At 40.4% G+C, this 25442-nt stretch carries 29 protein-coding genes; 20 read left to right on the forward strand and 9 right to left on the reverse strand.

What is annotated here, in order from left to right:
- Positions 1-193: 193 nt before the first annotated feature.
- The 6 genes from SporoP17a_RS14235 (at position 194) to SporoP17a_RS14260 (ending at position 4866) form a co-directional block, all read left to right on the forward strand.
- Entirely contained in the window at positions 194-370 is a 177-nt protein-coding gene (locus SporoP17a_RS14235) for an aspartyl-phosphate phosphatase Spo0E family protein (RefSeq protein ID WP_083035293.1), read from the forward strand.
- Between the two features lie 182 nt (positions 371-552).
- Entirely contained in the window at positions 553-1422 is an 870-nt protein-coding gene (locus SporoP17a_RS14240) for an NAD(P)-dependent oxidoreductase (protein WP_083035294.1), read from the forward strand.
- A 183-nt stretch (positions 1423-1605) separates the two neighbouring features.
- Complete coding sequence (locus SporoP17a_RS14245) at positions 1606-1839, forward strand: hypothetical protein (RefSeq protein WP_083035295.1); 234 nt, start codon at positions 1606-1608, stop codon at positions 1837-1839.
- A 134-nt stretch (positions 1840-1973) separates the two neighbouring features.
- A complete protein-coding gene (gene cbpB, locus SporoP17a_RS14250; RefSeq protein WP_083035296.1) occupies positions 1974-2411 on the forward strand; it encodes a cyclic-di-AMP-binding protein CbpB in 438 nt (145 codons plus the stop codon).
- A gap of 141 nt (positions 2412-2552) precedes the next feature.
- Positions 2553-3992, forward strand: a complete 1440-nt coding sequence (locus SporoP17a_RS14255; protein WP_167693468.1) for an MDR family MFS transporter — start codon at positions 2553-2555, stop codon at positions 3990-3992.
- Positions 3979-4866, forward strand: a complete 888-nt coding sequence (locus SporoP17a_RS14260; RefSeq protein WP_083035298.1) for a transcriptional regulator CcpC — start codon at positions 3979-3981, stop codon at positions 4864-4866. Before SporoP17a_RS14255 ends, SporoP17a_RS14260 begins: the two co-directional genes overlap by 14 nt.
- Positions 4867-5016: 150 nt before the next feature.
- On the opposite strand, the gene SporoP17a_RS14265 is transcribed toward SporoP17a_RS14260, so the two are convergent.
- From SporoP17a_RS14265 to SporoP17a_RS14280, 4 genes are all read right to left on the reverse strand, one after another.
- A complete protein-coding gene (locus tag SporoP17a_RS14265; RefSeq protein WP_335695489.1) occupies positions 5017-6207 on the reverse strand; it encodes an MFS transporter in 1191 nt (396 codons plus the stop codon).
- A gap of 140 nt (positions 6208-6347) precedes the next feature.
- On the reverse strand, positions 6348-6803 hold the full coding sequence (locus tag SporoP17a_RS14270; protein ID WP_083035300.1) for a TlpA family protein disulfide reductase: 456 nt from the start codon (positions 6801-6803) through the stop codon (positions 6348-6350).
- Between the two features lie 90 nt (positions 6804-6893).
- Positions 6894-7436 (reverse strand): peroxiredoxin, encoded by a 543-nt coding sequence (locus tag SporoP17a_RS14275; protein WP_083035301.1) that lies wholly within the window; start codon positions 7434-7436, stop codon positions 6894-6896.
- 166 nt (positions 7437-7602) lie between these two features.
- Positions 7603-7905, reverse strand: a complete 303-nt coding sequence (locus tag SporoP17a_RS14280) for a hypothetical protein (protein ID WP_083035302.1) — start codon at positions 7903-7905, stop codon at positions 7603-7605.
- 200 nt (positions 7906-8105) lie between these two features.
- On the opposite strand from SporoP17a_RS14280, the gene SporoP17a_RS14285 reads away from it, so the two are divergent.
- The 5 genes from SporoP17a_RS14285 to SporoP17a_RS14305 are packed head-to-tail and all read left to right on the forward strand — an operon-like array spanning position 8106 to position 12573.
- Positions 8106-9212, forward strand: coding sequence for an ABC transporter ATP-binding protein (locus SporoP17a_RS14285; RefSeq protein WP_083035303.1), 1107 nt, complete (start codon positions 8106-8108; stop codon positions 9210-9212).
- Positions 9202-10014 (forward strand): ABC transporter permease, encoded by an 813-nt coding sequence (locus tag SporoP17a_RS14290; RefSeq protein ID WP_083035304.1) that lies wholly within the window; start codon positions 9202-9204, stop codon positions 10012-10014. The genes SporoP17a_RS14285 and SporoP17a_RS14290 overlap by 11 nt, the downstream gene beginning before the upstream one ends.
- The gene (locus SporoP17a_RS14295; RefSeq protein ID WP_083035305.1) at positions 10011-10808 is read left to right on the forward strand and encodes an ABC transporter permease; all 798 of its coding nucleotides are present in this window, start codon (positions 10011-10013) and stop codon (positions 10806-10808) included. The genes SporoP17a_RS14290 and SporoP17a_RS14295 overlap by 4 nt, the downstream gene beginning before the upstream one ends.
- Positions 10805-11878 carry an ABC transporter substrate-binding protein gene (locus SporoP17a_RS14300; protein WP_083035306.1) on the forward strand — a complete coding sequence of 358 codons (1074 nt, stop codon included), beginning with the start codon at positions 10805-10807 and terminating at the stop codon, positions 11876-11878. Before SporoP17a_RS14295 ends, SporoP17a_RS14300 begins: the two co-directional genes overlap by 4 nt.
- 35 nt (positions 11879-11913) lie before the next feature.
- The gene (locus tag SporoP17a_RS14305) at positions 11914-12573 is read left to right on the forward strand and encodes a potassium channel family protein (protein WP_083035307.1); all 660 of its coding nucleotides are present in this window, start codon (positions 11914-11916) and stop codon (positions 12571-12573) included.
- A 149-nt stretch (positions 12574-12722) separates the two neighbouring features.
- On the opposite strand, the gene rnjA is transcribed toward SporoP17a_RS14305, so the two are convergent.
- The 3 genes from rnjA to def all read right to left on the reverse strand — a co-directional run bounded on the left by rnjA (position 12723) and on the right by def (position 15402).
- Positions 12723-14390, reverse strand: coding sequence for a ribonuclease J1 (rnjA, locus tag SporoP17a_RS14310; protein ID WP_029052430.1), 1668 nt, complete (start codon positions 14388-14390; stop codon positions 12723-12725).
- 3 nt (positions 14391-14393) lie between these two features.
- Positions 14394-14603 (reverse strand): DNA-dependent RNA polymerase subunit epsilon, encoded by a 210-nt coding sequence (locus tag SporoP17a_RS14315; protein WP_083035308.1) that lies wholly within the window; start codon positions 14601-14603, stop codon positions 14394-14396.
- A 241-nt stretch (positions 14604-14844) separates the two neighbouring features.
- Positions 14845-15402, reverse strand: coding sequence for a peptide deformylase (def, locus tag SporoP17a_RS14320; protein ID WP_083035309.1), 558 nt, complete (start codon positions 15400-15402; stop codon positions 14845-14847).
- Between the two features lie 169 nt (positions 15403-15571).
- On the opposite strand from def, the gene SporoP17a_RS14325 reads away from it, so the two are divergent.
- The 7 genes from SporoP17a_RS14325 to SporoP17a_RS14355 all read left to right on the forward strand — a co-directional run bounded on the left by SporoP17a_RS14325 (position 15572) and on the right by SporoP17a_RS14355 (position 22808).
- Positions 15572-16198: a YkyA family protein gene (locus tag SporoP17a_RS14325; RefSeq protein ID WP_083035310.1), complete on the forward strand. Its 627-nt coding sequence runs from the start codon at positions 15572-15574 to the stop codon at positions 16196-16198.
- A gap of 364 nt (positions 16199-16562) precedes the next feature.
- On the forward strand, positions 16563-17678 hold the full coding sequence (gene pdhA, locus SporoP17a_RS14330; protein ID WP_083035311.1) for a pyruvate dehydrogenase (acetyl-transferring) E1 component subunit alpha: 1116 nt from the start codon (positions 16563-16565) through the stop codon (positions 17676-17678).
- 3 nt (positions 17679-17681) lie between these two features.
- Positions 17682-18659 carry an alpha-ketoacid dehydrogenase subunit beta gene (locus tag SporoP17a_RS14335; RefSeq protein ID WP_083035312.1) on the forward strand — a complete coding sequence of 326 codons (978 nt, stop codon included), beginning with the start codon at positions 17682-17684 and terminating at the stop codon, positions 18657-18659.
- Positions 18660-18693: 34 nt separating this feature from the next.
- Positions 18694-20064: a dihydrolipoamide acetyltransferase family protein gene (locus tag SporoP17a_RS14340; protein ID WP_083035313.1), complete on the forward strand. Its 1371-nt coding sequence runs from the start codon at positions 18694-18696 to the stop codon at positions 20062-20064.
- A gap of 5 nt (positions 20065-20069) precedes the next feature.
- A complete protein-coding gene (gene lpdA / locus SporoP17a_RS14345; protein WP_083035314.1) occupies positions 20070-21482 on the forward strand; it encodes a dihydrolipoyl dehydrogenase in 1413 nt (470 codons plus the stop codon).
- Positions 21483-21557: 75 nt separating this feature from the next.
- A complete protein-coding gene (locus SporoP17a_RS14350; RefSeq protein WP_083035315.1) occupies positions 21558-22517 on the forward strand; it encodes an NAD(P)H-dependent flavin oxidoreductase in 960 nt (319 codons plus the stop codon).
- Positions 22518-22529: 12 nt separating this feature from the next.
- Positions 22530-22808: a UPF0223 family protein gene (locus SporoP17a_RS14355; RefSeq protein ID WP_083035316.1), complete on the forward strand. Its 279-nt coding sequence runs from the start codon at positions 22530-22532 to the stop codon at positions 22806-22808.
- Positions 22809-23239: 431 nt separating this feature from the next.
- Here the strand turns inward: SporoP17a_RS14355 and SporoP17a_RS14360 are convergent, their stop codons facing one another.
- A complete protein-coding gene (locus SporoP17a_RS14360; protein ID WP_083036134.1) occupies positions 23240-23869 on the reverse strand; it encodes a YktB family protein in 630 nt (209 codons plus the stop codon).
- A gap of 160 nt (positions 23870-24029) precedes the next feature.
- On the opposite strand from SporoP17a_RS14360, the gene SporoP17a_RS14365 reads away from it, so the two are divergent.
- Both SporoP17a_RS14365 and SporoP17a_RS14370 read left to right on the forward strand, forming a co-directional pair.
- Positions 24030-24230: a hypothetical protein gene (locus tag SporoP17a_RS14365; RefSeq protein WP_083035317.1), complete on the forward strand. Its 201-nt coding sequence runs from the start codon at positions 24030-24032 to the stop codon at positions 24228-24230.
- 153 nt (positions 24231-24383) lie between these two features.
- Positions 24384-25175 (forward strand): inositol monophosphatase family protein, encoded by a 792-nt coding sequence (locus SporoP17a_RS14370; protein WP_083035318.1) that lies wholly within the window; start codon positions 24384-24386, stop codon positions 25173-25175.
- A 56-nt stretch (positions 25176-25231) separates the two neighbouring features.
- Here the strand turns inward: SporoP17a_RS14370 and SporoP17a_RS14375 are convergent, their stop codons facing one another.
- On the reverse strand, positions 25232-25417 hold the full coding sequence (locus SporoP17a_RS14375) for a YlaF family protein (RefSeq protein ID WP_083035319.1): 186 nt from the start codon (positions 25415-25417) through the stop codon (positions 25232-25234).
- Positions 25418-25442: the final 25 nt, after the last annotated feature.

Genomic DNA, 25442 nt, shown 5'->3' on the forward strand with positions numbered 1-25442 from the left:
TTCATGTTAAGCAAAAATACGAAACTGTATTATGGGAATTCCTTTATAGTTTGCCTTATAATCTGCAAAACGTAAAGTCTTATCTTCAGAAACTATAGAAAAATTGATCTATACATTTTGTCGAAAAATATCGATAGTATTTCGGTTTAATCATAGTATGTTGTTGGTATATTAAAGAGTAGAGTATTTACAGATGGAAGGTGTGCAAGTAGTGCGTAATTGCAAACTAGAAATAGAACGTGTTAGAGAGCAATTAATTCAGGCTGCGGAAAAGTATGGTATGAACGCCGAAGCTACCATTGAACTTAGTCATAAATTAGATGTATTAATTAATGAATTCAATGATAAAAAAGAAATACAATTGCCTTGAATTTATGCGAAATGAATGTTTAACTCATAATAAAAGTGGGAACAATATAAAAGAACACAGCAACATTCTCATTTCCCCCTTTTGTGGACCAATCTTGTATTGGTCCTCTTTTTATGTTTAATTGTAAAAATATTTGAACTTCTGTACGATAGAGATCAGCATACATAATGAGGAGTGAAAATATGCAAAAAGAAAAGATTGCATTCATTGGAACGGGTGTCATGGGTTCGAGTATCGTCAAGCATTTGCTTACGGCATCTTATGAAGTAACCGTATTCACTAGAACGAAATCAAAAGCTGAACCGCTTGTAGCACTAGGGGCAAAATGGGCAAACAATGTAGCGGAAGCTATTGAACATGCGGATATTATTTTTACGATGATCGGTATGCCCGCTGATGTGGAAGAAGTGTATTTATCGGCTCAAGGTATATTGGCGAACGGTCATCCTTCTCAAATCGTAGTAGATATGACGACTTCGAGTCCGGAACTAGCTATTGCCATTGCAGAAAGGGCGGCATCGTTACAAATGGATTCACTGGATGCGCCTGTATCGGGTGGGGATACTGGAGCTCGAAATGGTACGCTATCTATTATGTGTGGAGGTCAAAAAGAAGTATTTGAAAAATTATTACCGATTTTATCTGTTTTCGGCAAACAAATTGTCTATCAAGGAGAAGCGGGAGCGGGACAACACGCTAAAATGTGCAATCAAATTACAGTCGCTGGAAATATGATAGGGGCATGCGAAGCGATTGCGTACGCTATGGAATCGGGTCTTGATCCGGATACGATGTTACAATCCGTCACGTCGGGTGCAGCGAATTCATTTAGTTTATCTGATCTTGGACCACGAATTATTAACGAAAATTATGAACCGGGGTTTTATGTAAAACATTTTGTGAAGGATTTACATATTGCATTACAGGAATCAGAAAGACTGAATCTTAAATTGCCAGGGTTACAGCTCGCTCATGATATGTATGCAGATTTACTTGCAAAAGGTTATGGGGAAAAAGGAACGCAAGTTCTGATTAAAAAATATATAAAGTAAGATGTAAACAAGTATGATATCTGCTTTATGTTTAGTGTGTAAAAAATACACAAGGGCAAATCTGTTGTACAGTAAATGGAGAGCGTCTACTTGCGAATAATCCACTGAGCGTAAAATCCGCATACTTACTCACTAATTGCACATGCTCTTTACTATAGTATGAGCGAAAAGGAGGGAGTTATGATGTGGGATTTTTGGTTATGGCCCATGGTGTTTGTAGCAGCCATTATGCTGGGGATCGGACTAGCTGGAGTTAGGAAAACAAGTCGTTCTTTTCAGTTGAACGAAAAGAACAAAATACCTGATATTGCAGCGGAGCATCCATATGCAATGAACCCGTTACTGTGGATCATCATGGTTGCTTCAGCTTTTATCTTTGTCGTCATTTTTTATTACTGGGCCTCTTTCTATTCATGAAAGAGGTTTTTTTGTTTTGTGAATCCGCTTTCTTTTGAGGTGGGAATTGGCTTTTTGTGGTATGATAGATATGAAGCTGTAAACGGACTTTTAGGTACATGTATGTAGATGAAGAACAGAAGGAGCGATCACCAATGGTTTCTATAAACAATAAAGATTTTCTTACCGCGCCCATCGTAGATCAAATTATTTCTTCGGAAAAAGTTGCTCACGTGCAAATTGGCAATAATGCAGAGCATGCATTACTAGTTTTGACCAAGACAGGCTATTCTGCCATCCCTGTACTGGATAATCAGTATCATTTGAAAGGGCTCCTCGGGATCGGAATGATTACAGATTCTATTTTAGGTATGGAACGCATTGAATATGAAAGATTAGAAGATATAAAAGTAGATGAAATTATGGATACGAATCTACCAACGATTCGTGTGAATGACCGTTTTCAACGTGCAGTAGATTTATTGATTAATCATCCGTTTTTATGCGTCACTGAAGAAGATGGAACATTTGCCGGCATTATTACGAGACGTGTGGTTATGAAAGAATTTAAAAAGTACATTTACAACGTGTAATACATCTACTGGAATAGAGCAGTAAAGCAAGTACTATAGTAAAATGGTAAAGGGCTCCGATAGAGGAGTCTTTTTCTAATAGAAGGAGTTGAAATAGCTGTGCGCAAGGAAACGAATCGGCCCTTTGTTCTTGCTGCCGTGATGCTTGCTATGTTTGTAGGGGCAGTGGAGGCGACAATTGTTACTACTGCGATGCCGACGATTGCTTCTGAATTAGGTGGGTTTTCACGATATAGTTGGATATTCTCATCTTATTTATTAATGAGTACTGTGACGGTGTTAATTTATGGAAAGTTAGCGGATTTATTTGGGCGAAAGCCAATTTTTTTTATGGGCTTGACGATTTTTTTGATCGGTTCCATACTTTGTGGCTTTGCCGTCTCGATGGAGCAGTTGATCGTCTACCGCCTTATACAAGGTCTAGGAGCAGGGGCTGTTATGCCGATTGCGACTACGATTATCGGTGATATTTATTCAACGGAAGAGCGTGCGAAGATACAAGGATACTTGTCGAGTGTGTGGGGCGTATCGGCAGTTTCAGGTCCTGTAATTGGTGGGTTGATTGTACAGTACGTTAGCTGGCAATACATATTTTGGGTGAACGTCCCGCTCGGACTACTATCAATGGGCGTCATTTATTTCTTTTTCCATGAACCAAAAGAAACTAAAAAGGCTTCTATCGATTACAAAGGTGCTTTTCTACTGACGGCTGCATTGTCTACGATCTTAATTTGGCTTGTAGAGGGAGGTCAAGGATTCGGGCGTTTTTCAGCATTCGGCATAGCATTAATTGTACTGTCTGGCATATCATTTTGGTTGTTTTTCAGACAAGAGAAGCTGGCAAAGGATCCACTGATCTCGTTTAGTATTTGGAAAAACCCTGTTATTTTATATGCGAATCTCGTCTCGTTGACTACTGGCGTTATTTTAATAGGGGTTTCCTCATATTTACCTACTTACGTATCCGGAGTTATGGAACAACCAGCAATCATAGCAGGTTTCACATTAACTGCCATGTCGATTGGCTGGCCTTTAGCATCCTCATTGGCGGGGCATTTACTCATACGTTTCGGCCCGTTTATCGTCTCGTTTGCTGGCGGTGTGTCTCTGGTAATCGGCACGATGATGTTTGTCTTCATGAACATCACACTGGGACCGGTATGGGCGGGATGTTCAAGCTTCTTCATAGGTGTTGGAATGGGGCTGACCAATACATCTTTCATCGTTACGATTCAAGGGGCCGTACCACGTGTACAAAGAGGTTCAGCTACTGCGGCGAATATGTTTATGAAGAACTTTGGCAATACAGTTGGTGCTTCTATGTTTGGAGCAATTTTAAATGGTGCACTCATTACCTATTTTACGAAAGAGAAATTGCCTTACACGATTGATGACGTGAATACATTGCTAACCCATGACGGTCGCTCGATGATTACAACACAAGAGTTAGTCAGTTTACAACATGGTTTAGAAAGCTCATTGCATTGGGTGTACATAGCGATTGCATTATTTGCAGTTCTTAGCTTATTATTGATTTTACGAATTCCACGAGGGAAGGTGCAAGATCATGTCAACCATTGAACTGGATATTATTAAAGCGTTGGCTGAAGAAGGTAATATGCGTAAAGCATCAGAGCGTCTTCACTTGTCACAGCCTGCTTTGTCACAGCGCCTTCAGACGATTGAAAAAGAGTGGGGGATGCAGTTGTTCATCCGTTCACAAAAAGGCCTAGAACCGACGCCAGCGGGTGAACACGTCATCAGCTACGCACAGGAATCATTGGCAAAGAAAGACGAGACGATGGAATTGATCGCCTCACTTGAAGATAAAGTACATGGGACATTGAAGATTGCTTGCGCCTCTATAATTGGTCAGACTTGGCTGCCTCAAGTATTGAAAGACTATGTAGCGCTATATCCAGATGCCAAAATTTCTTTGATGACGGGATGGAGTTCAGAAATCTCCAAAGCTTTGTACGAAGGGGAAGCACATATCGGTATTGTTAGAGGGCAAACAGATTGGAAAAGTAATCGTGTCTACTTATTTCGTGATCAGTTATATTTAGTGGATTCTGAAATCTCAACCATTGATGAATTAAAAGACACCAACCGACACTTCATTCAATATAAAAGTGATTCGAACTACTACATGGAAATACAACGCTGGTGGAATAAGCATTTCAATCAAAATCCAAGTCGCCAGATCATAGTAGATCAGATTGAAATGTGCAAGCAGCTCGCGTTAAAAGGGATCGGCTATGCCATACTGCCTTCCATCACATTGTCAGGGGATGAGAAAGTCAATCTGATTCCGCTGCTAAATAGTGAAGAAGAGTTTGAGCTGACACGTGATACATGGTTGATTGGATATGGTTCCACATTTGAATTGAAGCAAGTGAAAGCATTTGTAGAGATTGTGCAGGATTACGCAGAGTTATTAAGGAAAGATCAATAAAAAAACTTCCACTAATCGTGAAAGTTCATCATAATGAAGGCAAACTACTGTAGTAAAAGAGTTTGTCTTCATTTTTTTGTATTAAGAATCGTGTATAACTAGTGGCAAACCTCTGTCAGAAATGTCCTTCGACTACTATCACGATACTGTTTATGATGTTCTCGCGGACTCTATAAGTGACTTATTGTTCCTAGCCCAGTACAACGCAAGAATAAAGCAGAGTAATAGGATGATCGTGCCAACTATATAGGGTGATTCCCTATTGATGTCGAATATGTATCCCGCTGTAGCTGGACCAATCATGTTTCCTAGACTCATATAGGCATTCATCATACCGGCTGCGTAGCCTTGTTCTTGCCCGGCAAGTTTCGACACTAACGTGTTGACTGCAGGCCGTAATAACGCAGTGGTAGTAGAGAAAATCGTTGCAACCAAAAGAATAGTGGAAAATGTATTGACGAATAAAATTCCTAACATAGCAAAAGCCGCTATGACTAAGTTGATTAGAATGATACGCATTTCTCCAAAACGTTTGAACAAACGATCGATGACAAATGTCTGGATAATGACGCCGACAAATCCGCCAACCGTAATGATGACTGCGATTTGAGAAGGAGTGTAATTGTATTTTTGATCTACGTATAACGAGATGGTGGATTGAAAGTTAGCTAATCCGAATGAAAATACAAACATGACAATCAACATGACGAAATACGAAGTTTGTGTAGATCTACGCATTTGCTGAAAGATGTTTTCGTTCAGTGTGATTCCTTGTACTACTGGCTTAGGATTTGGTAGAAGCAGTAAAGACACGACTGCTGCTAAAACAGAAGCCGATGCAGCAAAATAAAATGGGAAGTATAAGCTGATTTTAGATAAAAATCCACCGATTCCAGGACCTATCATAAAACCTAAAGACATGGAAGCGCCAAGTAATCCCATTCCACGACCACGGTTTTTAATTGATGTGATATCTGCTACAAATGCCATGGTAGGTGGAACAATAAAGGCGGCACCGAAGCCTGAAAAGAATCGTGCAACGTAGAGCATCCATAGTTCAGTTGATAAACTGAATGCTAGTTGAGAAAGACCGTAAATAATCAATCCAAAAATAATAATATTTTTTCTGCCGTATTTATCTGAAAGATTTCCTGAAATGGGAGAGAAAATAAATTGTGCGAAAGAGAACATGGCAATTAATAGCCCGAGTGCGCGTCCTGCCACCCCGAAAGTTGCTAAAAATTCAGGCATAATAGGGATGATCAAGCCGACACCAGCCATGGCGATGAACATATTGAACATGAGGATAATAAGTGCAATATTTGTAGGGATTTTATTCATTCGGTAGCTCGCTTTCCAAAAACTTTTCATTAATCGTATCATAAAATATTGGCAATGTCTGTATTGTGCTTGGTAGGGCATACTGTGAGGACAGTAGACATGAAAAAACGACTCCTTTAGCCAAGGAGTCGTTGGTGAGATTAATCTTCTTTTTTCATTTCGTCTAGTACACGATTCACACGTTTCTCAAGCATTTTCATACCACTGCCGCCAGCTTGAAAGTGACGTAACTGACCATTTTTGTCAAAGACATAGTAGGCAGGGACATATTGGTTTTCAAATGCGTCGTTTAACTTTAATTCGCTATCTACGAAGATTGGTTGTGTAATATCGTGCTCTGCTGCTACGTTCTTGATTTGTTCCAAATCGACATCATCTTCTGAACGAGGCATGTGTACAGCCACAACATTTAGCTCGTCTTTGTACTGATCTCTGAAATTGTTTACATCGGGCATGGCTTCTTTGCACATGTGACAACTTACAGACCAGAAGTGTACAAGTGTCGGTCTTTCTCCAATGAGTTCCGATTTAGAAGTTTCGCCGTTCAACCAAGTAGTAGCCCCTTGAAGTTCAGGCATTTGTTCACGTAATTTCATCAAGAATTCCTCCTAGCTAAGTGGTTATATATGATGTGATAAAAAAATCCCCACGATTAATGTAACGTGTGGGGATGGTTGTCCAAAAAATTAAAGAGTTTCTTGACCTGGACGCCAGTTTGCAGGGCAAAGACCGCCAGTTTGTAGTGCTTGTAGTACACGAAGAGTTTCGTCAACGTCACGGCCAATGTTGTTGTGGAATACTGTCTGATACTGAAGTTCGCCTTCAGGATTGATGATGTAAAGGCCGCGCAATGCAATACCTTCTTCTTCAATCAATACACCGTATTCGCGTGAAACAGAATGGTTAGTATCGGCTGCTAGTGGGTATTTTAGTTGTTCAAGACCATTATCTTTACGATCTGTATTGATCCAAGCAAGGTGAGTATGGATAGTATCAGTAGAAACACCGATTACTTCTGCATCCAAGTCTTCAAACTCGTCGTAACGATCTGACATAGCAGTAATTTCTGTTGGACATACAAAAGTGAAGTCCATCGGATAGAAGAAAAGAACTGTCCATTTGTCATTTTTAATGTTCTCTTGCAAACTAACTCTACCAAAAGATTTATCAGCTAGTACTGCTTCCATTGTAAAATCTGGAGCCTGTCTACCTACCATTCGTTCAGCCATTATATAAAACCCCCAATTAGTCTTTTGTACAACGTCATGACTGTGTTGCACAATTCTTATATAGAATAACAAAGTTCCAAGTTGAATTCAATTGGGATGACTTGAAGATAATAACAATTAGTATAAAGAGCGGTAAACCTTATATATTTAGGGTTTGAGTATGTTTTTACTCAAAATCTTGTTTGCAGTCAGAAGGTTTTACTGGGCGTGTTTGACAAGTTTTACAATTTGGATCGCAAATCATTTCCCGCCATTCATCGCAATCCTTGCAGTAACGTGCGTCAAATTCATCGCTATAATGTAATGGTTCCATGCACTCTACACAATGAGAAGCCATCTCTTTCCACGTTCGGATTTTCTTATTGTTTACTAGAAAAATTCCTTCTAGATAATTTTCTTTTGTTGCGGGCTCGGCTTTTCGATTCCGCTTGGCATCAGAGTCCAAATAAAAAAATAAATGGTCTTCCAACTGAATCCCTCCTCAATATATGGTTTCATTCTACTATGTCATTTGCGAAAAAACAATTTTCATGACCATTTTCCTGTAAGCAATTTTCTCATTCGACATATTATAGATAGTTGATTTCGCTATCATTTTGTGTATAATAAGTAAGTTTACAACTGTTCATTTATTACAAGAAATCATACGTTACATAAGGAGGAAATTGATTGACTACTGAACCAATTATTCGTTTTGAGAATGTCACAAAACGCTACAATGAATCGACAACTGTTCTTGACCGTGTTTCATTTGAAATGGAACGTGGTAAGTTTTATACATTACTTGGACCTTCAGGATGTGGAAAAACGACGATTTTACGTTTGATCGCAGGTTTTACAGAGGCGACAGATGGATCGATCTTCTTTAATGGAAAGAAGATCAATTCTGTACCCGCAAACGAACGCCAAGTAAACACGGTATTTCAAGATTATGCATTGTTTCCCCATTTGAACGTATATGAAAATGTTGCATTTGGTTTACGCATAAAAAAAGTGAAAAAGAATGAAGTGGATCGTCGAGTAAAGGAAGCGTTGAAGTTCGTCAATCTAGCAGGATACGAATCCCGTGAAATCACTGAAATGTCGGGTGGACAGCGTCAGCGTGTTGCGATAGCTAGAGCGATCATCAATGATCCTGAAGTGATTTTGCTAGACGAGCCATTATCCGCATTAGATTTGAAGTTGCGTTCTGAAATGCAATATGAATTGCGTGAACTCCAGCAGCGTCTTGGCAAAACATTTGTTTTTGTCACACACGATCAGGAGGAAGCGCTCGCGATGTCCGATGAGATTTTCGTCATGAATAATGGAGAGATTCAACAGTCGGGAACACCAATCGATATTTATGATGAACCGATTAACCGTTTTGTTGCAGATTTCATTGGTGAGTCAAATATGGTATCGGGAAGAATCATTGAAGACTATCTAGTGGAATTCACCGGGAAGCAGTTTGCCTGTGTAGACGGCGGGTTCTACCCCAATGAAAAGGTCGATATTGTCATTCGTCCTGAAGATTTGGAAATGACAACTGTTGAAGAAGGGAAATTAAGTGTCACTGTAGATACGCAATTATTCCGAGGTGTACACTATGAACTTTCAACGTATGACGCAGATGGTAATGAGTGGCTAGTCCATTCAACGAAACCTGCGGATGTAGGGACGTTAATCGGTTTGGATTTTGAACCGATGGACATTCATGTTATGCGTCTGAATGAATCTGAAGCGGACTTTGATGCACGTCTGGAATCGTTTGGAGTGGCGGAAGATGAGGAATAAAAATCCGTTACGTTTTATATATGCCACACCGTATGCAGCATGGTTGTTATTATTTGTGCTAGCACCAATTGCTGTCATCGTCTATTACTCGTTTTTTGATTTATCGGGCCATTTGACTCTGGCCAACTATCGGAACTTCTTTACGTCGATCTATTTCAAATTAACGATGAGTTCGTTTTGGTATGCGTTTCTCATAACTTTTTTTGCTCTATTGATTTCGTATCCGACCGCCTACTTCTTAACAAAGACGAAACATAAGCAATTATGGTTGTTACTTATTATCATACCATCGTGGATTAATCTGTTGTTAAAGACCTATGCATTTATCGGATTAATGGGGAAGTATGGACCGATCAATGCCTTTTTAGAAGCGATCGGTATAGGCAATCAGCAAATATTATTCACCGACTTTAGTTTCGTATTTGTTTCTGTCTATATATTTATTCCGTTTATGATCTTACCGATCTTTAATTCCTTGGATAAAATCAATCCTACTTTACTCGATGCATCAAAAGATTTAGGGGCGAATGCATGGATAACGTTTAAGCGAGTGGTTTGGCCAATGACTACTGATGGTGTGAAATCGGGTGTACAAGTTGTGTTCATTCCGGCATTATCCCTATTTATGATTACGCGCTTAATCGCTGGCAATAAAGTCATTACACTCGGTACCGCGATTGAACAACAATTCCTTGTTACACAAAACTGGGGAATGGGTTCAACGATTGCTGTATTTTTAATCATTTTCATGTTCTTAATTATGGTACTGACATCGGGAAAAAAGGGGGGCATTATTAAATGAAGAAACTAGGAATTTTGCCAAGAATTTATTTGGCAGCAGTCTTTGTAATTTTATATGCCCCCATTTTTTACCTCATATATTATTCTTTTAATTCTGGGGGTGGGATGTCGAACTTCGAATCCTTCACTTTAGAGCATTATGAAGCGGTATTTCAGGATACGCGTCTTTTAATTATTGTTTTAAATACGCTAATTATTGCACTATTATCCGGACTACTTTCTACTACGATTGGCGTAATAGGGGCGCTTGCCATTTATTTCATGAAAAATAAATCTGCGCGCCAAACAGTATTGTCACTGAATAATATATTGATCGTCAGTCCAGATGTAATTATCGGTGCATCATTCTTAATATTATTCACATTGATCGGAGTGAAATTGGGCTTTGCGTCGGTGCTGATTTCTCACATCGCTTTTAGTATACCGATCGTCGTCATCATGGTGTTACCAAAATTGCTAGAAATGAGTACTACGTTAATAGACGCGGCACTGGATTTAGGAGCTTCACGTAAAGATATACTGACGCGTGTCATTTTACCTTATATTAAGCCGGGTATTTTCGCTGGTTTTTTCCTGGCGTTAACCTATTCATTGGATGACTTTGCTGTTACTTTTTTCGTGACAGGCAATGGATTCTCGACGTTATCCGTGGAAATTTACTCTATGGCCCGGACAGGAATCACTTTGACAATCAATGCACTGTCCGGTTTGATCTTCATACTCACTATGGTCCTAGTGCTTGGTTATTATATAATCGGAAATAAAGCGAAATCACCTCAGGGGGTGAAGAAATGAAAGGATTAATTAGCAGTGCGTTTGCGATCATACTCGTTTCGGGTCTCCTGTTATTCGCTAATTATCAACTCGAACATAAAGCGGGGCAAGAAGGTAAAGATACCATTTCGGTATATAACTGGGGCGAGTATATTGACCCAGATCTTCTGACTCAATTCGAAGAAGAAGAAGGTATTAAAGTGATTTACGAAACATTCGATTCGAATGAAGGCATGATGGGGAAAATCGAACAAGGAGGAACCGCTTACGACGTAACGGTTCCATCTGAATACGCTGTGCAGATGATGGAAGAAAAGGATCTATTACTGCCACTGGATTTCTCGAAAATCCCGAACATTAAACATATCGATCCATATTTTATGAACTTGCCGTTTGATCCAGACAATCACTATTCGATTCCGTATTTTTGGGGAACTGTGGGCATTGCATATAATGCATCCTTATTAGAAGGTCAAACATTTGAGAGTTGGGAAAGTTTATGGGATGCTTCATTGCGTCAAAAGCTGATTATAGTAGATAGTGCACGTGAAGTGATGGGCGTATCATTGAATTCACTTGGCTACTCTTTAAATTCAACGAGTTTACAGGAACTGAAAGAGGCGACAGACAAGTTGGAAACGATGGGACCCAATGTCAAAGCTGTAATAGGTGATGAAGTTACACAATTAATGATAAATAATGAAGCGTCCGTCGCACTGACTTGGTCTGGTCAAGCGGCAGATATGATTTATGAAAACGACGACATTGACTATATCGTGCCGGAAGAAGGCTCGAATTTATGGTTTGATAATATTGTCATCCCGAGAACATCCACGAACGTTGAGGGAGCGCATAAATTCATTAATTTCATGCTTGATCCTGAAGTGGCAGCGCAAAATGCGGACTACGTAGGCTATTCCACGCCAAATAGTTCAGCTTTGTCATTTATGGATGAAGAAACTACAAGCGATGAACGATTTTATCCTGATGAAAAAGCAAGAGAAAACCTTGAAGTGTATGAAAATTTAGGTTTAGAAACACTCGGCGTGTATAATGAGTTATTCCTAAAATTTAAAATGGGATTGCGATGAGAGTATAACTTTTTGCAATGGCGAGGAGTGATGAGATGAAAAAGGAATTTGTAGTAATTGGCTTAGGACGTTTCGGTGGTAGTATTGTTAAAGAATTGATTGAACTAGAAGCGGATGTGATGGCGATCGATAAGTCAGAAGAACGCGTAGAGGAATACGCGAATATTGCCACGCAGGCTGTAGCTGTCGATACTACGGATGAAGCCGCATTACGTTCTTTAGGTATCCGGAATTTTGAACATGTAGTGATTGCAATCGGAGAAAACATTCAAGCGAGCATTTTGACTACGCTGATTTTAAAAGAAATCGGTGTAGAACGTATTACAGTGAAAGCGCAAAATGATTATCATGAAAAAGTATTGCGTAAAATTGGAGCAGATCAAGTCGTTCACCCCGAGCGAGACATGGGGAAACGAATTGCGAATAACTTGGTATCCAATAATATTTTAGATTATCTAGAGTTGTCGGATGAATACTCCATTGTGGAGATTCAAGCGAATAATCACATAGCAGGGTCTTCGCTGATCGATTTGGACATTCGTGCCAAATACGGTGTGAACATTGTGGCAATTAAGCGTGGAACCCATATACTCGTCTCTCCGCAAGCGATTGAACAGATAGAAGTTAATGATGTGTTAATTGTGATTGGTTCCGATCTAGATATTCACCGGTTTGAACGAAAGGCATTGCATTGAGTGTGGATTAGGGCGAAAGCGCTGTTGATTCATCATGAAACACTTCTTGTATAGTAAATTAAATAAAAAACTGAAGACATGCTCCAAGTTAATAGGAGTTGTCTTCAGTCTGAAGCAAGTGCTAAAGTGCACTTGCTTTTTTATGTTTTTTAAAGTTCCATGATGACAGGAAGAATCATTGGTTTACGCTTCGTTTTCTCATATAAATAGGGAACGAGTGTATCGATGATGTCGCCCTTAAGATTGTTAATAGAATCCGGTTTAGCAGCCAGTTTACGCTGTAATGTTTTGGACAGCATGTATTGGGCTTCGTTGATCATTGCGCCGGATTCACGCATGTAGACGAAACCACGTGAGATAAGGTCAGGGCCGGATACTAAGCGGTTCTTTTTCGTGTCAATTGTAGCTACCACGATGACCAGACCATCTTCTGAGAGAATTCGTCTGTCGCGCAGTACGACGTTACCGATGTCACCGATGCCGCTTCCGTCAATGTACACATCGCCTGAAGGTACACGTCCAGCAAGTCTAGCTGTCGAGTCAGTAAGGGCAAGTACGTCGCCGTTACCCATGATAAAAATGTTATCGGGTTCAACATCGCAGTCTATTGCGAGTTGAGAATGCATATTCATCATACGGTATTCACCATGAATTGGCATGAAATATTTAGGTTTGATTAAACGCAACATAAGCTTTTGCTCTTCTTGCGATCCGTGACCAGAAGTGTGGATGTTGTTCAATGGACCGTGAATAACTTCTGCACCCGCACGGAAAAGTGAGTTAATCGCTTTGTTTACGCTTAGTGTATTACCTGGAATTGGTGAAGATGAGAAAATAACCGTATCTCCAGGTTGGATTTGAACTTGTCTATGTGTACCATTTGCAATCCGTGACAGTGCAGCCATCGGTTCACCTTGGCTACCCGTACATAAAATCATGACTTTATTAGCGGGTAGTCGGTTGAGTGATTGTGCATCGACGAATAAATCTTTTGGAGCGTCGATATATCCAAGTTCACGGCCGATCGTGATGGCGTTATCCATACTACGACCGAAGACAGCAATTTTCCGACCGAAAATCTGCGCCGATTCAATCACTTGTTGTAGTCTGTGGATATTGGATGCAAATGTAGCGAAAATAATTCGTCCATCTACTGTACGGAAAATATCATTCAAGCTTTCTCCAACTTTACGTTCGGACATTGTGAAGTTAGGTACTTCTGCATTTGTACTGTCTGATAACAAACAAAGTACTCCTTCACTACCGATTTTGGCCATCTTATGCAAGTTCGCAGGTTCACCGACAGGCGTAAAGTCGAATTTAAAGTCTCCCGTATGGACGATATTACCGGATGGAGTTTTAACCACTACACCGAATGCGTCAGGAATACTGTGCGTAGTTCTGAAGAATGATACTGCTGTTTTACGGAATTTGATAAAATCATCTTCTTCAATCTCATGAATTTCCGTAGTACGCAACAATCCGTGTTCTTCCAACTTATTGCGAAGCAATCCAATTGCTAGCTTTCCGCCATAGACGGGGACATTCACTTTGCGTAATAGATAGGGAATTCCCCCGATATGGTCTTCGTGACCATGTGTGATGAAAAGTCCCTTGATCTTATCGATATTGCGTTCAAGGTACGTGTAATCTGGAATCACATAGTCAATACCTAGCAATTCGTCTTCAGGAAATTTGATTCCAGCATCAATAATGATGATTTCATCTTGGAATTGTACACAATACGTATTTTTACCGATTTCACCTAGTCCGCCTAGGGCGAAAACGGCTGTTTCATTGTTTTTAATAGATTTCATTGATTAGACCTGCTCAACGTGAAAGTCTGGGGAAGCTTGTTCATATGTTAAATGCTCGCCTTCCAGCTTTTGTACGTATTCAATCATAAGATCGCGATCTTTCAGTTGATCACGGACTTCTTTTTCTGTTTCAGCTTCTACATACAAGCTGAGTGTGTTCTCGCGGACTGGGACTTCATGTACGTTTAAATGGTAATATACTTTGTAAATCATGTTTAACTCTCCTTTTTACGTTCCTAATAATACATATCATCAATAATAGCATGCAATTTCCCTAAAATAAAGAAAAGCCCACCAATTTAGTTGGCGGGCGTAAAAGTCTAAGCAATCGTCTTTTTACCGAGCAGGCCATTAAGTCGTCTTAGCAATTTGCGTTTTAGACGTTTATACATGGCATCATCACTCCTTGACAAGACTGTAACAGAAAATCGTCGTTCTGTCAAGTTTAAATGCTTTACTCTCTGTCAAATGCTGTGGCACCAGGAATATCTTTGTATGGAGCGCTCTCGTCGATATGGTCATAGAACATAATGCCATTCAAATGGTCCAATTCGTGTTGGAAAGCGATCGCGGGCAATCCTTTTAAACGCTTCTTAATAACGTTACCTTCCTTATCAAATGCTTTAACGGTAATTCTCGCATAACGAGGGACATAACCAGGCACTTCACGATCTACTGATAAACAGCCTTCGCCGGTCTCTATATAGGTTTTTTCGACGGAATGGCTAATGATCTTAGGGTTAATAGCTATAAAGTTTTCTAAAAGATTTTCACCGTCAGGTATATGCAAAGCGAAAATTCTTTTGGATGCATTGACTTGTGGAGCGGCTAAACCGATACCTGAACGTAGGCCGTATTTTTCACTCAACTTGTCATCTTGGCTATTGACGACATACTCCAATAAATCATCGCATAATTGACGGTCTTCATTACTTAAGGGAAAACTCACCTCTTTTGCTTTTAAACGCAATGTTGGGTGACCTTCTCGGATGATATCATTCATTAAAATCATTTCTACTCTTCCTTTCGGATGTAATAAGTACTGTATAGTCTATCGTAAACTGGTAACTGACGTGTAGTAAGGGTATATAATCGTAAGAACCAACTTCCTATTATACAGTATAAACGAATGAGAAAAATGGTGAAAGAAAAAAGTATATAAAGCGTCAGGAGGGTAATTAATGAAAAAAGTACTGTGTGTATTGTTTGTGTTCCTTCTACTAACTAGTTGTTCTCGAGAATCTGAAGTAACTCAACAATTTACAGATTTACTTGTTGCGGTGAATGAAAAAGAAAAACAAGGGAACAACTTTGGAAGGAAGTTGTTTGAGAAAGAGCAGAAGGAACAGGCTCTGTTCATTGAGACGATGGAGCTGTCTCAACAACAATACCAGGAAGTGAAGCGGCGAGTAGTCGCGATGAAAAAGTCTGCACATGAACGAGCTCTATTATTAGAAAAAGAGGAAAGTGCTTTACGTGAGTCGAAGAGAGCGATAGACCAAATGTCTGAATGGGTAAAGCAAGCAGATGTAACGAACCAAATAGATGAAGTGGTGGAAGAACATGATGAACGTTCAGAAATACATGAAGCATTCATCATGCAGTATAAAAAGCTACTAGACAGTCAGGCGCAGTTATATACACAACTTGAAGATCAATCCATCCGCGAGCATGAACTCCAAAAGCATGTCAATGTAGTAAATGAATTAATTGCTTCTTGTCAACGGTTACTTTCAGAATTCAATGATTCGACTAAGGAAGTAAACAGATTAACAGCTCGCGCTTTGAAAAGTTTAGAACAGCAGTAAAGAGGAAATGTAAAGTAAAGAGTTCAAATAGGTGAAACGGATAAGTATGCACAAGACAACTCGTGATCAAGAGATTTTTAGTGATGTAGATGGTTTGTGATTTGAAATTGCTATACGGATCCCTGTTGAGGACTTTCATCCATATTGATTTCGTAGTATATGTCACGAAAAACTATCCCTGTACCAATACAGAATAGATATTGTTTTAGTACAGTGCATTTTTTGAAAAGTATAAAAACAAGAGAAAGTCTTTAATCACAAGGGTTGACCAAGCGCTCAGTTTTGCGTATACTAATAAACATAAGAGGTTGTATCAACTTTATTTTTAAAATATATAATACAGATACGAAGGAGAGATCAAGATATGGTAGCTAAAAAAGGTAATCAGTATGATCCAGTGAAAGCGCTTCAACTGATTGAAAGCCAATTTGATATGGTGCAAATATTAAACGAAGAAGGAAAGATTGTAGATAAGGACTTGGATCCGAAACTTCCAGATGAAGAATTAGTGGAATTGATGAATCGCATGGTGTATACACGTATTCTTGACCAACGATCCATTTCTTTAAATAGACAAGGACGTCTTGGGTTTTATGCTCCGACAGCGGGGCAAGAAGCTTCCCAGTTAGCTTCTCAATATGCGTTAGAAAAAGATGATTTTATTCTCCCGGGATATCGTGATGTTCCTCAGCTATTATTCCATGGCTGGCCGTTGCATATGGCATTCTTGTGGTCAAGAGGACATTATGCAGGAAGTGTTATTCCTGATGGACTCAATATCTTCCCGCCACAAATCATTATTGGTGCTCAATATGTCCAGGCAGCTGGTGTAGGTCTAGGCTTTAAGAAAAAAGGACAAAAATCAGTTGTCATTACGTACACGGGTGATGGTGGAACATCGCAAGGTGATTTCTACGAAGGAATAAACTTTGCGGGCGCATTTAAAGTACCTGCGATCTTCGTCATTCAGAATAACCAATATGCAATCTCTACACATCGTGATGTACAGACAGCGGCAAAAACACTTGCTCAAAAGGGTGTAGCAGCAGGTATGCCAAGTGTGCTAGTGGATGGGATGGATCCATTGGCGGTATATGTAGCAACACGTGATGCTAGAGAACGTGCAGTGAACGGAGATGGACCAACACTAATCGAAACTATGTGTTACCGTTACGGTCCGCATACGATGGCTGGCGATGATCCGACACGCTACCGTACATCGGATATTGACGATGAGTGGGAAAAACGTGACCCGATCGTTCGTTTCAGAACATACCTGGAAGCTAAAGGCATCTGGTCTAAAGAACAAGAAGAAAAAGTCATTGAACGTGCGAAAGAAGAAATTAAAGAAGCGATTAAAAAGGCGGATGGGCAGCCTAAACAAAAAGCAACAGACTTTATGAAAATTATGTATAAGGGCGAAATGCCGTTTAACTTACAAGAACAATTGGATGCGTATGCTGGAAAGGAGTCGAAATAACCCATGGCAGAATTAACAATGATTCAAGCGATTACAGATGCACTTCGTACAGAGCTGAAAACAGATGAAAACGTATTGCTGTTCGGTGAAGACGTAGGTGCAAATGGAGGTGTCTTCCGCGCGACGGAAGGCCTTCATAAAGAATTTGGAGAAGAGCGGGTGTTTGACACTCCATTAGCCGAATCTGGTATTGGCGGATTGGCGATTGGACTAGCGCTTACCGGTTTCCGTCCTATAATGGAAATCCAATTCTTTGGTTTTTTATTTGAAGTAATGGATTCTGTGAGCGGTCAAATTGCAAGAATGAACTTCAGAACAGGTGGACACTTCAATGCGCCAATTACAATTCGTGCACCATTTGGTGGCGGTGTAGCGACTCCTGAAATGCACGCGGATAGTTTGGAGGGCCTTGTAGCATCACAACCTGGCTTAACAGTAGTAATTCCGTCGACTCCTTACGATGCAAAAGGACTACTCATATCTGCGATTAAGAGCGATGATCCTGTAATCTTCTTGGAGCATATGAAACTATATCGTTCATTTAGACAAGAAGTTCCTGAAGAGGAATATTCTATACCTTTAGGAAAAGCTGATGTGAAACGTGAAGGTAAAGATTTGACGATTGTCACATATGGTGCAATGGTGCAAGAAAGCCTAAAGGCGGCTGAAGCACTTGAAAAAGAAAATTACTCATTGGAAGTAATTGATTTACGTACGATTCAGCCTCTAGATATAGAAACTATTATTCAATCTGTTGAAAAAACGAACCGTGCAATTGTAGTACAAGAAGCACAGCGACAAGCAGGAATTGCGGCTAACGTGGTTGCTGAGATTACTGAACGTGCGATTTTGAGCCTAGAAGCTCCGGTGCTACGAGTGACAGCACCAGACACGGTATATCCATTTGCAGCGGGCGAAAATACTTGGTTGCCTAATGCAAAAGATATTGCAGCGAAGGCGAAAGAAGTTCTGACATTTTAAATACTTATTGGACAAACCAGGAAGGGTGAATTACGTGACTTATGAATTCCGATTACCAGATATTGGTGAAGGTATACACGAAGGAGAGATCGTCAAATGGTTCGTAAAACCGGGCGATGAAATCCAAGAAGATGATACATTACTAGAAGTACAAAATGATAAATCTGTAGTAGAAATTCCGTCACCTGTATCAGGTACAGTTGAAGAAATTTATGTTACTGAAGGTACTGTGGCAGTTGTTGGAGATAAATTAGTGCGTTTTGATGCACCAGATCATAATATTCCAGATCATGAGGACGATGAAGATAGTACGGATACTTCTAAAGAAGAAGCGAGTGCAGAAAAATCTCACGAACAAGTAGGGGAAGCACTTGGTAGCGTAGATTCCAAGAAACCTGATCAAGCATCTGAAGAACAACCACCGGCACAGCCGCAAGAAGAACAACCGGCTAAGCCATCTGCTAATGAGGTGGATGAAAATCGTCGAGTCATCGCGATGCCGTCTGTTCGTAAATATGCACGTGAACAGGATGTAACGATAGCACAAGTCGCCGGTAGCGGGAAAAATGGCCGTGTACTAAAAGAAGACATAGATTCATTTAAAGCGGGAGATCAACAACCTGTTGATGAAACGACGAATTCACAGCAAGATGCGGAAACACCTTCAACTGCGGAGAAACAAGCTCCTGTCTTCGAAGGCAAATTCCCAGAGACTCGTGAGAAATTGTCTCCTATGCGAAAAGCTATCTCGAAAGCTATGTCGAATTCCAAGCATACAGCTGCTCATGTTACATTGCTGGATGAAGTCGACGTCACTGCATTAGTTGCACATCGTAAAGAATTCAAAGCGATTGCAGCAGAGAAAAATGTGAAGTTAACGTATCTTCCGTATGTAGTAAAAGCACTTGTGGCGACCCTGCGCGAGTTCCCTCAACTAAATACGTCATTGGACGATGAGACAGAAGAGTTAATCCAAAAACATTATTATAATATTGGAATTGCGGCAGATACGGATCGCGGTCTAATGGTTCCGGTCGTGAAAAATGCTGATCGTAAGTCGATGTTTGCCATCTCAAATGAAGTGAATGAGCTCGCTGGAAAAGCGCGAGATGGAAAACTTCAAGGAGCAGAAATGAAGGGTGCTTCTTGTACAATCACGAATATTGGTTCTGCAGGTGGACAATGGTTTACACCGATAATTAATCACCCGGAAGTAGCGATTTTAGGTATCGGAAGAATTTCTGAAAAACCTGTAGTAAAAAATGGTGAAATTGTAGTGGCACCTATGTTAGCATTATCTTTAGTGTTTGATCACAGAGTGATTGATGGCGTAACGGGACAATTAGCGTTAAACTATCTTAAGGAATTAATTAGTAATCCATCACTTTTATTAATGGAGGCGTAAATCACATGGTAGTAGGAGATTTTCCAATTGAAGTTGACACACTCGTAGTAGGTTCAGGACCAGGGGGATACGTTGCAGCAATACGTGCAGCTCAACTTGGTCAAAAAGTTACAATCGTGGAAAAAGGTACAATTGGCGGAGTTTGTTTGAACGTCGGATGTATTCCTTCCAAAGCAATGATCTCTGTTGGACATCGCTTTGTGGAAGCACAGAATGCAGATGCAATGGGAATTACTGCGAAGTCTGTCGAATTAGACTTTTCTAAAGCAATGAAGTTTAAGGAAAGCGTTGTTTCTAAGTTAACTGGTGGCGTATCCGGTTTACTAAAAGGAAATAAAGTAGAAACGATTGCAGGTGAAGCATATTTCGTAGATACGAATACTGTACGCGTGATGACAGAAAACTCTGCCCAAACATATAAATTCAACAACGTGATTATCGCAACGGGTTCACGCCCGGTTGAAATACCTTCATTCAAATTTACTGACCGTGTAATCAATTCTACTGGCGCTTTAAATTTGAAAGAATTACCGAAGAAGCTTGTCGTCGTTGGTGGCGGCTATATTGGTACAGAGCTTGGTTCAGCTTATGCTAATCTAGGATCTGAAGTAACCATTCTTGAAGGTGCGGATGATATCCTGGCTGGTTTCGAAAAACAAATGACGCAGATCGTTAAAAAAGGCCTGAAGAAAAAAGGCGTTGAAGTAGTTGTAAGCGCATCTGCTAAAGGCGTTGAAGAAACAAAAGATGGCGTCGTAGTCACATATGAAGCTAAAGGTGAAGAAGTGAAAATTGAAGCGGACTACGTTCTTGTAACTGTAGGTCGTCGTCCAAATACAGATGAAATCGGTTTGGAAGGTCTAGGCTTGAACATGTCTGACCGCGGTTTGATCGAAGTGGACAAGCAGTGCCGTACGAATGTACCGAATGTGTATGCAATCGGTGATATCGTAGCAGGTCCTCAGCTTGCACACAAAGCTTCTTACGAGGCGAAAGTAGCGGCAGAAGCTATTTCTGGAGAGAAATCTGAAGTAGACTATATGGCTATACCAGCTGTATGCTTCACAGATCCAGAACTGGCAACTGTTGGCTTAAATGAAAAACAAGCAAAAGATGAAGGGTATGACGTAGTAAGCGGTAAATTCCCGTTTGCAGCAAACGGACGTGCGCTTTCATTGGATGCTACAGAAGGTTTCGTGAAGCTTGTAGGTCGTAAAGAAGATGGCTTGTTGCTAGGCGCGCAAATCGTTGGAGAAAACGCTTCTGACATGATTGCGGAACTTGGTTTAGCGATTGAAGCAGGTATGACTCTTGAAGATATATCTATGACAATCCATGCGCACCCTACACTAGGCGAGATTTCTATGGAAGCAGCAGAAGTTGCTCTTGGTAAGCCGATTCACATGATGACGAAATAAAACAGCTAGAATTGAACAGCCCATGGGAATATTTTTCTCATGGGCTTTTTTAGATTTTGATAAAGGGGGATGTTTATGTGGAAAACTAGAGTGACAGAACTTTTCGGAATTGAATACCCGATTGTGCAAGGTGGACTCGCGTATTTGGCTTATTCAGACCTTGCCGTTGCCGTTTCGGAAGGAGGTGGACTCGGCCAAATTACAGCAATGAGTCTCCCTTCACCTGAGGCATTGAAAGAAGAAATTCGCAAAGTTCGCGAAAAAACAGATAAACCTTTCAGTGTGAATTTTGCAATTGGTAATCATGGTCGATCATATGAAGCAATGGTGGAAGCTGCACTTGAAGAAAAGATTACTGTTATTTCGGTTACAGGGGGAAATCCTGTGCCTCTTTTCGATATGCTTAAAGGGACTGACGTGAAGAAAATGGTGTTAGTGGCTGCTAGAAGACAAGCACAAAAGGCTGAGGAGATTGGTGCGGACGCTGTCATTGCTGTTGGACAAGAAGGTGGCGGGCATTTAGGACGTGATGATATAGGTACGATGGTATTGATTCCAAGAATTGTAGATTCCGTCAGTATACCGGTCATTGGATCCGGGGGTATTGGTGATGGACGAGGTTGGATGGCTGCACAAGCACTCGGGGCAGAAGGAATTGAGATGGGAACTCGTTTCATAGCGACGAAAGAATGTGTCGATGCGTCACCAGCTTATCTGGATTCTCTTTTAGCAAGCAGTGAACAAGATACAACAGTTATTAAACGTACAATCGGTGCACCTGCACGCGCATTAACGAATGAGTGGACTGACAAAATTTTGAAGTTGGAAGCGGAAAATGCGGGCTATGAAGGATTGAAAACATTCATTAGCGGGGACGCGAATCGAAAGTTCATTCATGATGGAGCAAGAGAACAAGGTTTTGGTTGGGGTGGTCAAGTAGCGGGTATGATTGAAGATGTTCCAAGCGTCGCTGAATTGTTTGAACGAATGAAAAATGAAGCAAACGCTATACGAGAAAAATGGAGTGTCAGGTAAGGAGAGAAGAAAATGGCAGGTTATCAATATCCGCTACGTGCAGATTGGTCAACAGAAGAAATTGTTAAGGTAGTCAACTTTTTTACAAAAGTAGAGCAAGCATATGAATCGAATATTGAACGAAATGAATTTATGGAATACTATCGGGCTTTCAAAAGTGTAGTTCCATCTATGGCTGAAGAAAAAACGTTGTGCAAGGAATTCGAGGAAAGTAGTGACTATGTAGCATTTCGCGTAGTGAAAGCGGCTAAAGAAAGCCGACCAGGTGAACTATTAAAAGTGAAAAAGTAAGTAAAGCAAAAAAGGTTGGGACAGAACAGAAAAAACGTAAGGGGGTTTATGAGTCCCTTTACGCTTTTTTCTGTTCTTATCAGTAAATATTTTTTAGAGTAACAGAGTGTACCGGAACGGAGAAAGGCCGACTCCTGAGGGATCAGCGTGCGTCTTGAGACCCTGGACAGGTGCCTTAATTTCTGCAAAGTACACAGAAATACGGCAAAGCGAACCCTACGTTGTTCGCTTGGCTCAAATCACGCCCCTCGGAAAGCGTGCCTTTCGGAGTGCAGGGAAACGGGGGAATATAGTTATGTCCCAGCCTCTTTATTTTTAATCTCACTTTTACATGGACTCTTTTCTCCGGAATTCCATATTAGTTGAACGTAAAAGGAAACATTCGCCCAGTACGTTAATCAACGGTGTGTTATTATTTGCCATGTTGATTTTCAGTCAAAGGAATGAATAACTACATCGTAAACAGGCAATAACTTCGTGAACGTATCCTCTGCATACTCATAAAACTGCTCTTCACTCATTTTGTTTGCCTCATCTCTTGATAGGTGCCGACCAACTAAAAACTCTGCCTTTTTCACAGTTTGTAGACGATCCAATAATTTCTCAAGTCCTTCTGTACCTACTTCACTTATACGCTCAGCTTCAGGTTTCATATGATCTCCGGACACAACAAAATCGTTCGGTAACGAAGACAGGACATGCATTTCTTTTTCCAAACGTTCAGCAATCCCTTTTTTATCGGGATTTTCATAAATAATTGCCAATACGATGAATAAATGAGAGCCCCATAAGCCAATCTGAAAGTGAGGTAGCGCTTTATAACCTCGCTTGGCAGGAGCAAATGCCACCCAGCTATCTCGTGGCGGATTTACAGTGCGTCTTGCGTGTTTTGCGACATGAGGGAAAAACTCACCCGTACCGTGTGCGGAAAGGCGGTGTGCAAAATGATTTCCTAATTCTATGAATTTCGGTTGTATCTTTTTCTGCAAAGCTGTCATGCGATGATCTAAGCCATCAATGCTAAAAACATCAAAATCATTTGATGACCAATAAGACTGAATCAAGAAAATCTCCTCCAGTTTGTAGTGATTACGTTTATCTTACCAGTAAACGGGGAATAATTTAAATTAACAAGGCTTCTAACCAATAAGAGTCGGAATCTTCGCATATCTTACTTATAAGGCGGTTAGAGTCAAATATTAACTAAAAGGGGTGCTACTTATGAAACAGGTCGTTCATTTTATCCGAAAAGAAGATGTTGAGAGAGAATATGTGAGAACATTACAATTGGAATTGGATTATGAATTAGCTACTCTATACGACGCACTACAAGACGAAGACACGGTTCAGGAAGATAAAAGTAAACTACGATTAATGGAAATTCACAATGAAATGGAGAGACTTGATGTTTTCTCGATGTAACTATAGTTTAATAAAAGACATCCCCATTTTACTTCAGAATTGAAGAAAATGTGACGGGGTGTCTTTTTACTTAATATGCTGTAACTGTTATCTCTTTTGTTCCGTTGCCTCTGTGTTATACTAGCGATAGTCGGAATGGGAAGAGGTGGCAGAATGAATCTTAATGCGATAGATCGATATGCGAAATCGTTGATCAAAGAGGCTGGCCACAAAATACGCGTGTCTTTTTTTAGTACAATTGACATCGATTCAAAGGCAGACGCTAACGATTTAGTTACCAATATCGATAGAGAAGTCGAAAGCTTTTTTGTTGAACGGGTAAAACAAGACTTTCCAGAGCATAAAATGGTTTCAGAAGAGGGATTTGGAGATAAGATTACTTCGCTTGACGGAGTAGTTTGGTTCCTGGATCCAATTGATGGAACGATGAATTTTATCCATCAAAGAAGAAACTTTGCGATTTCATTGGGGATTTATGTAGACGGCGTGGGGATGCTGGGCTACATATATGATGTAATGCGGGATGAGTTATACCATGCAGCGAAAGATGAAGGTGCTTATTTCAATGATGAGCGTCTTCCGCAGTTGGAAATTACACCACTTGAAGATGCAATTATCGGCATCAATGCTAGTTGGGTTGCTCCAAACCATCGAGTGGAAAATGAAAAGATTATTGAGCTCGTCACACGTTGCCGCGGAACGCGTTCATACGGTTCGGCTGCGATTGAACTAGCATATGTATCGTCAGGAAGGATTGACGCGTATATTTCTATGCGGCTAGCACCTTGGGATATAGCTGGTGGAATCGTTATTGCGCAAGAAGTAGGGGCTGTAGCGACAAACTTAGAAGGTGTGAGACCGCATCTCCTTGGAACTGACACATTTATTGTCACACGTCCAGGATTACATGAGGAAATTTTATCAAAATATATCCGACTAAAATAAAAAAAGGGGCTGTTTGTTAAACCTACACGGTTTAATGTACAGTCCCTTTGCGTTATTTAAAGCGTGCCTTCTCTACGCATACGTGCTTTTGTTTTGAATCCATTACCCATTATTAATACTAGAGCGACAATTGCGAGAATGACAACCAATATGCTACGCATACCTACCCCCACGCCTATTGCAGACATGGAAAGTACAGCGCCGAGTGAATACATTACGAAAATCCACTTAATGTCTTTCAAAAAAATCCCTCCATATAAATTAAAA

Source organism: Sporosarcina ureae, from assembly GCF_002082015.1.
Classification (GTDB): domain Bacteria; phylum Bacillota; class Bacilli; order Bacillales_A; family Planococcaceae; genus Sporosarcina; species Sporosarcina ureae_A.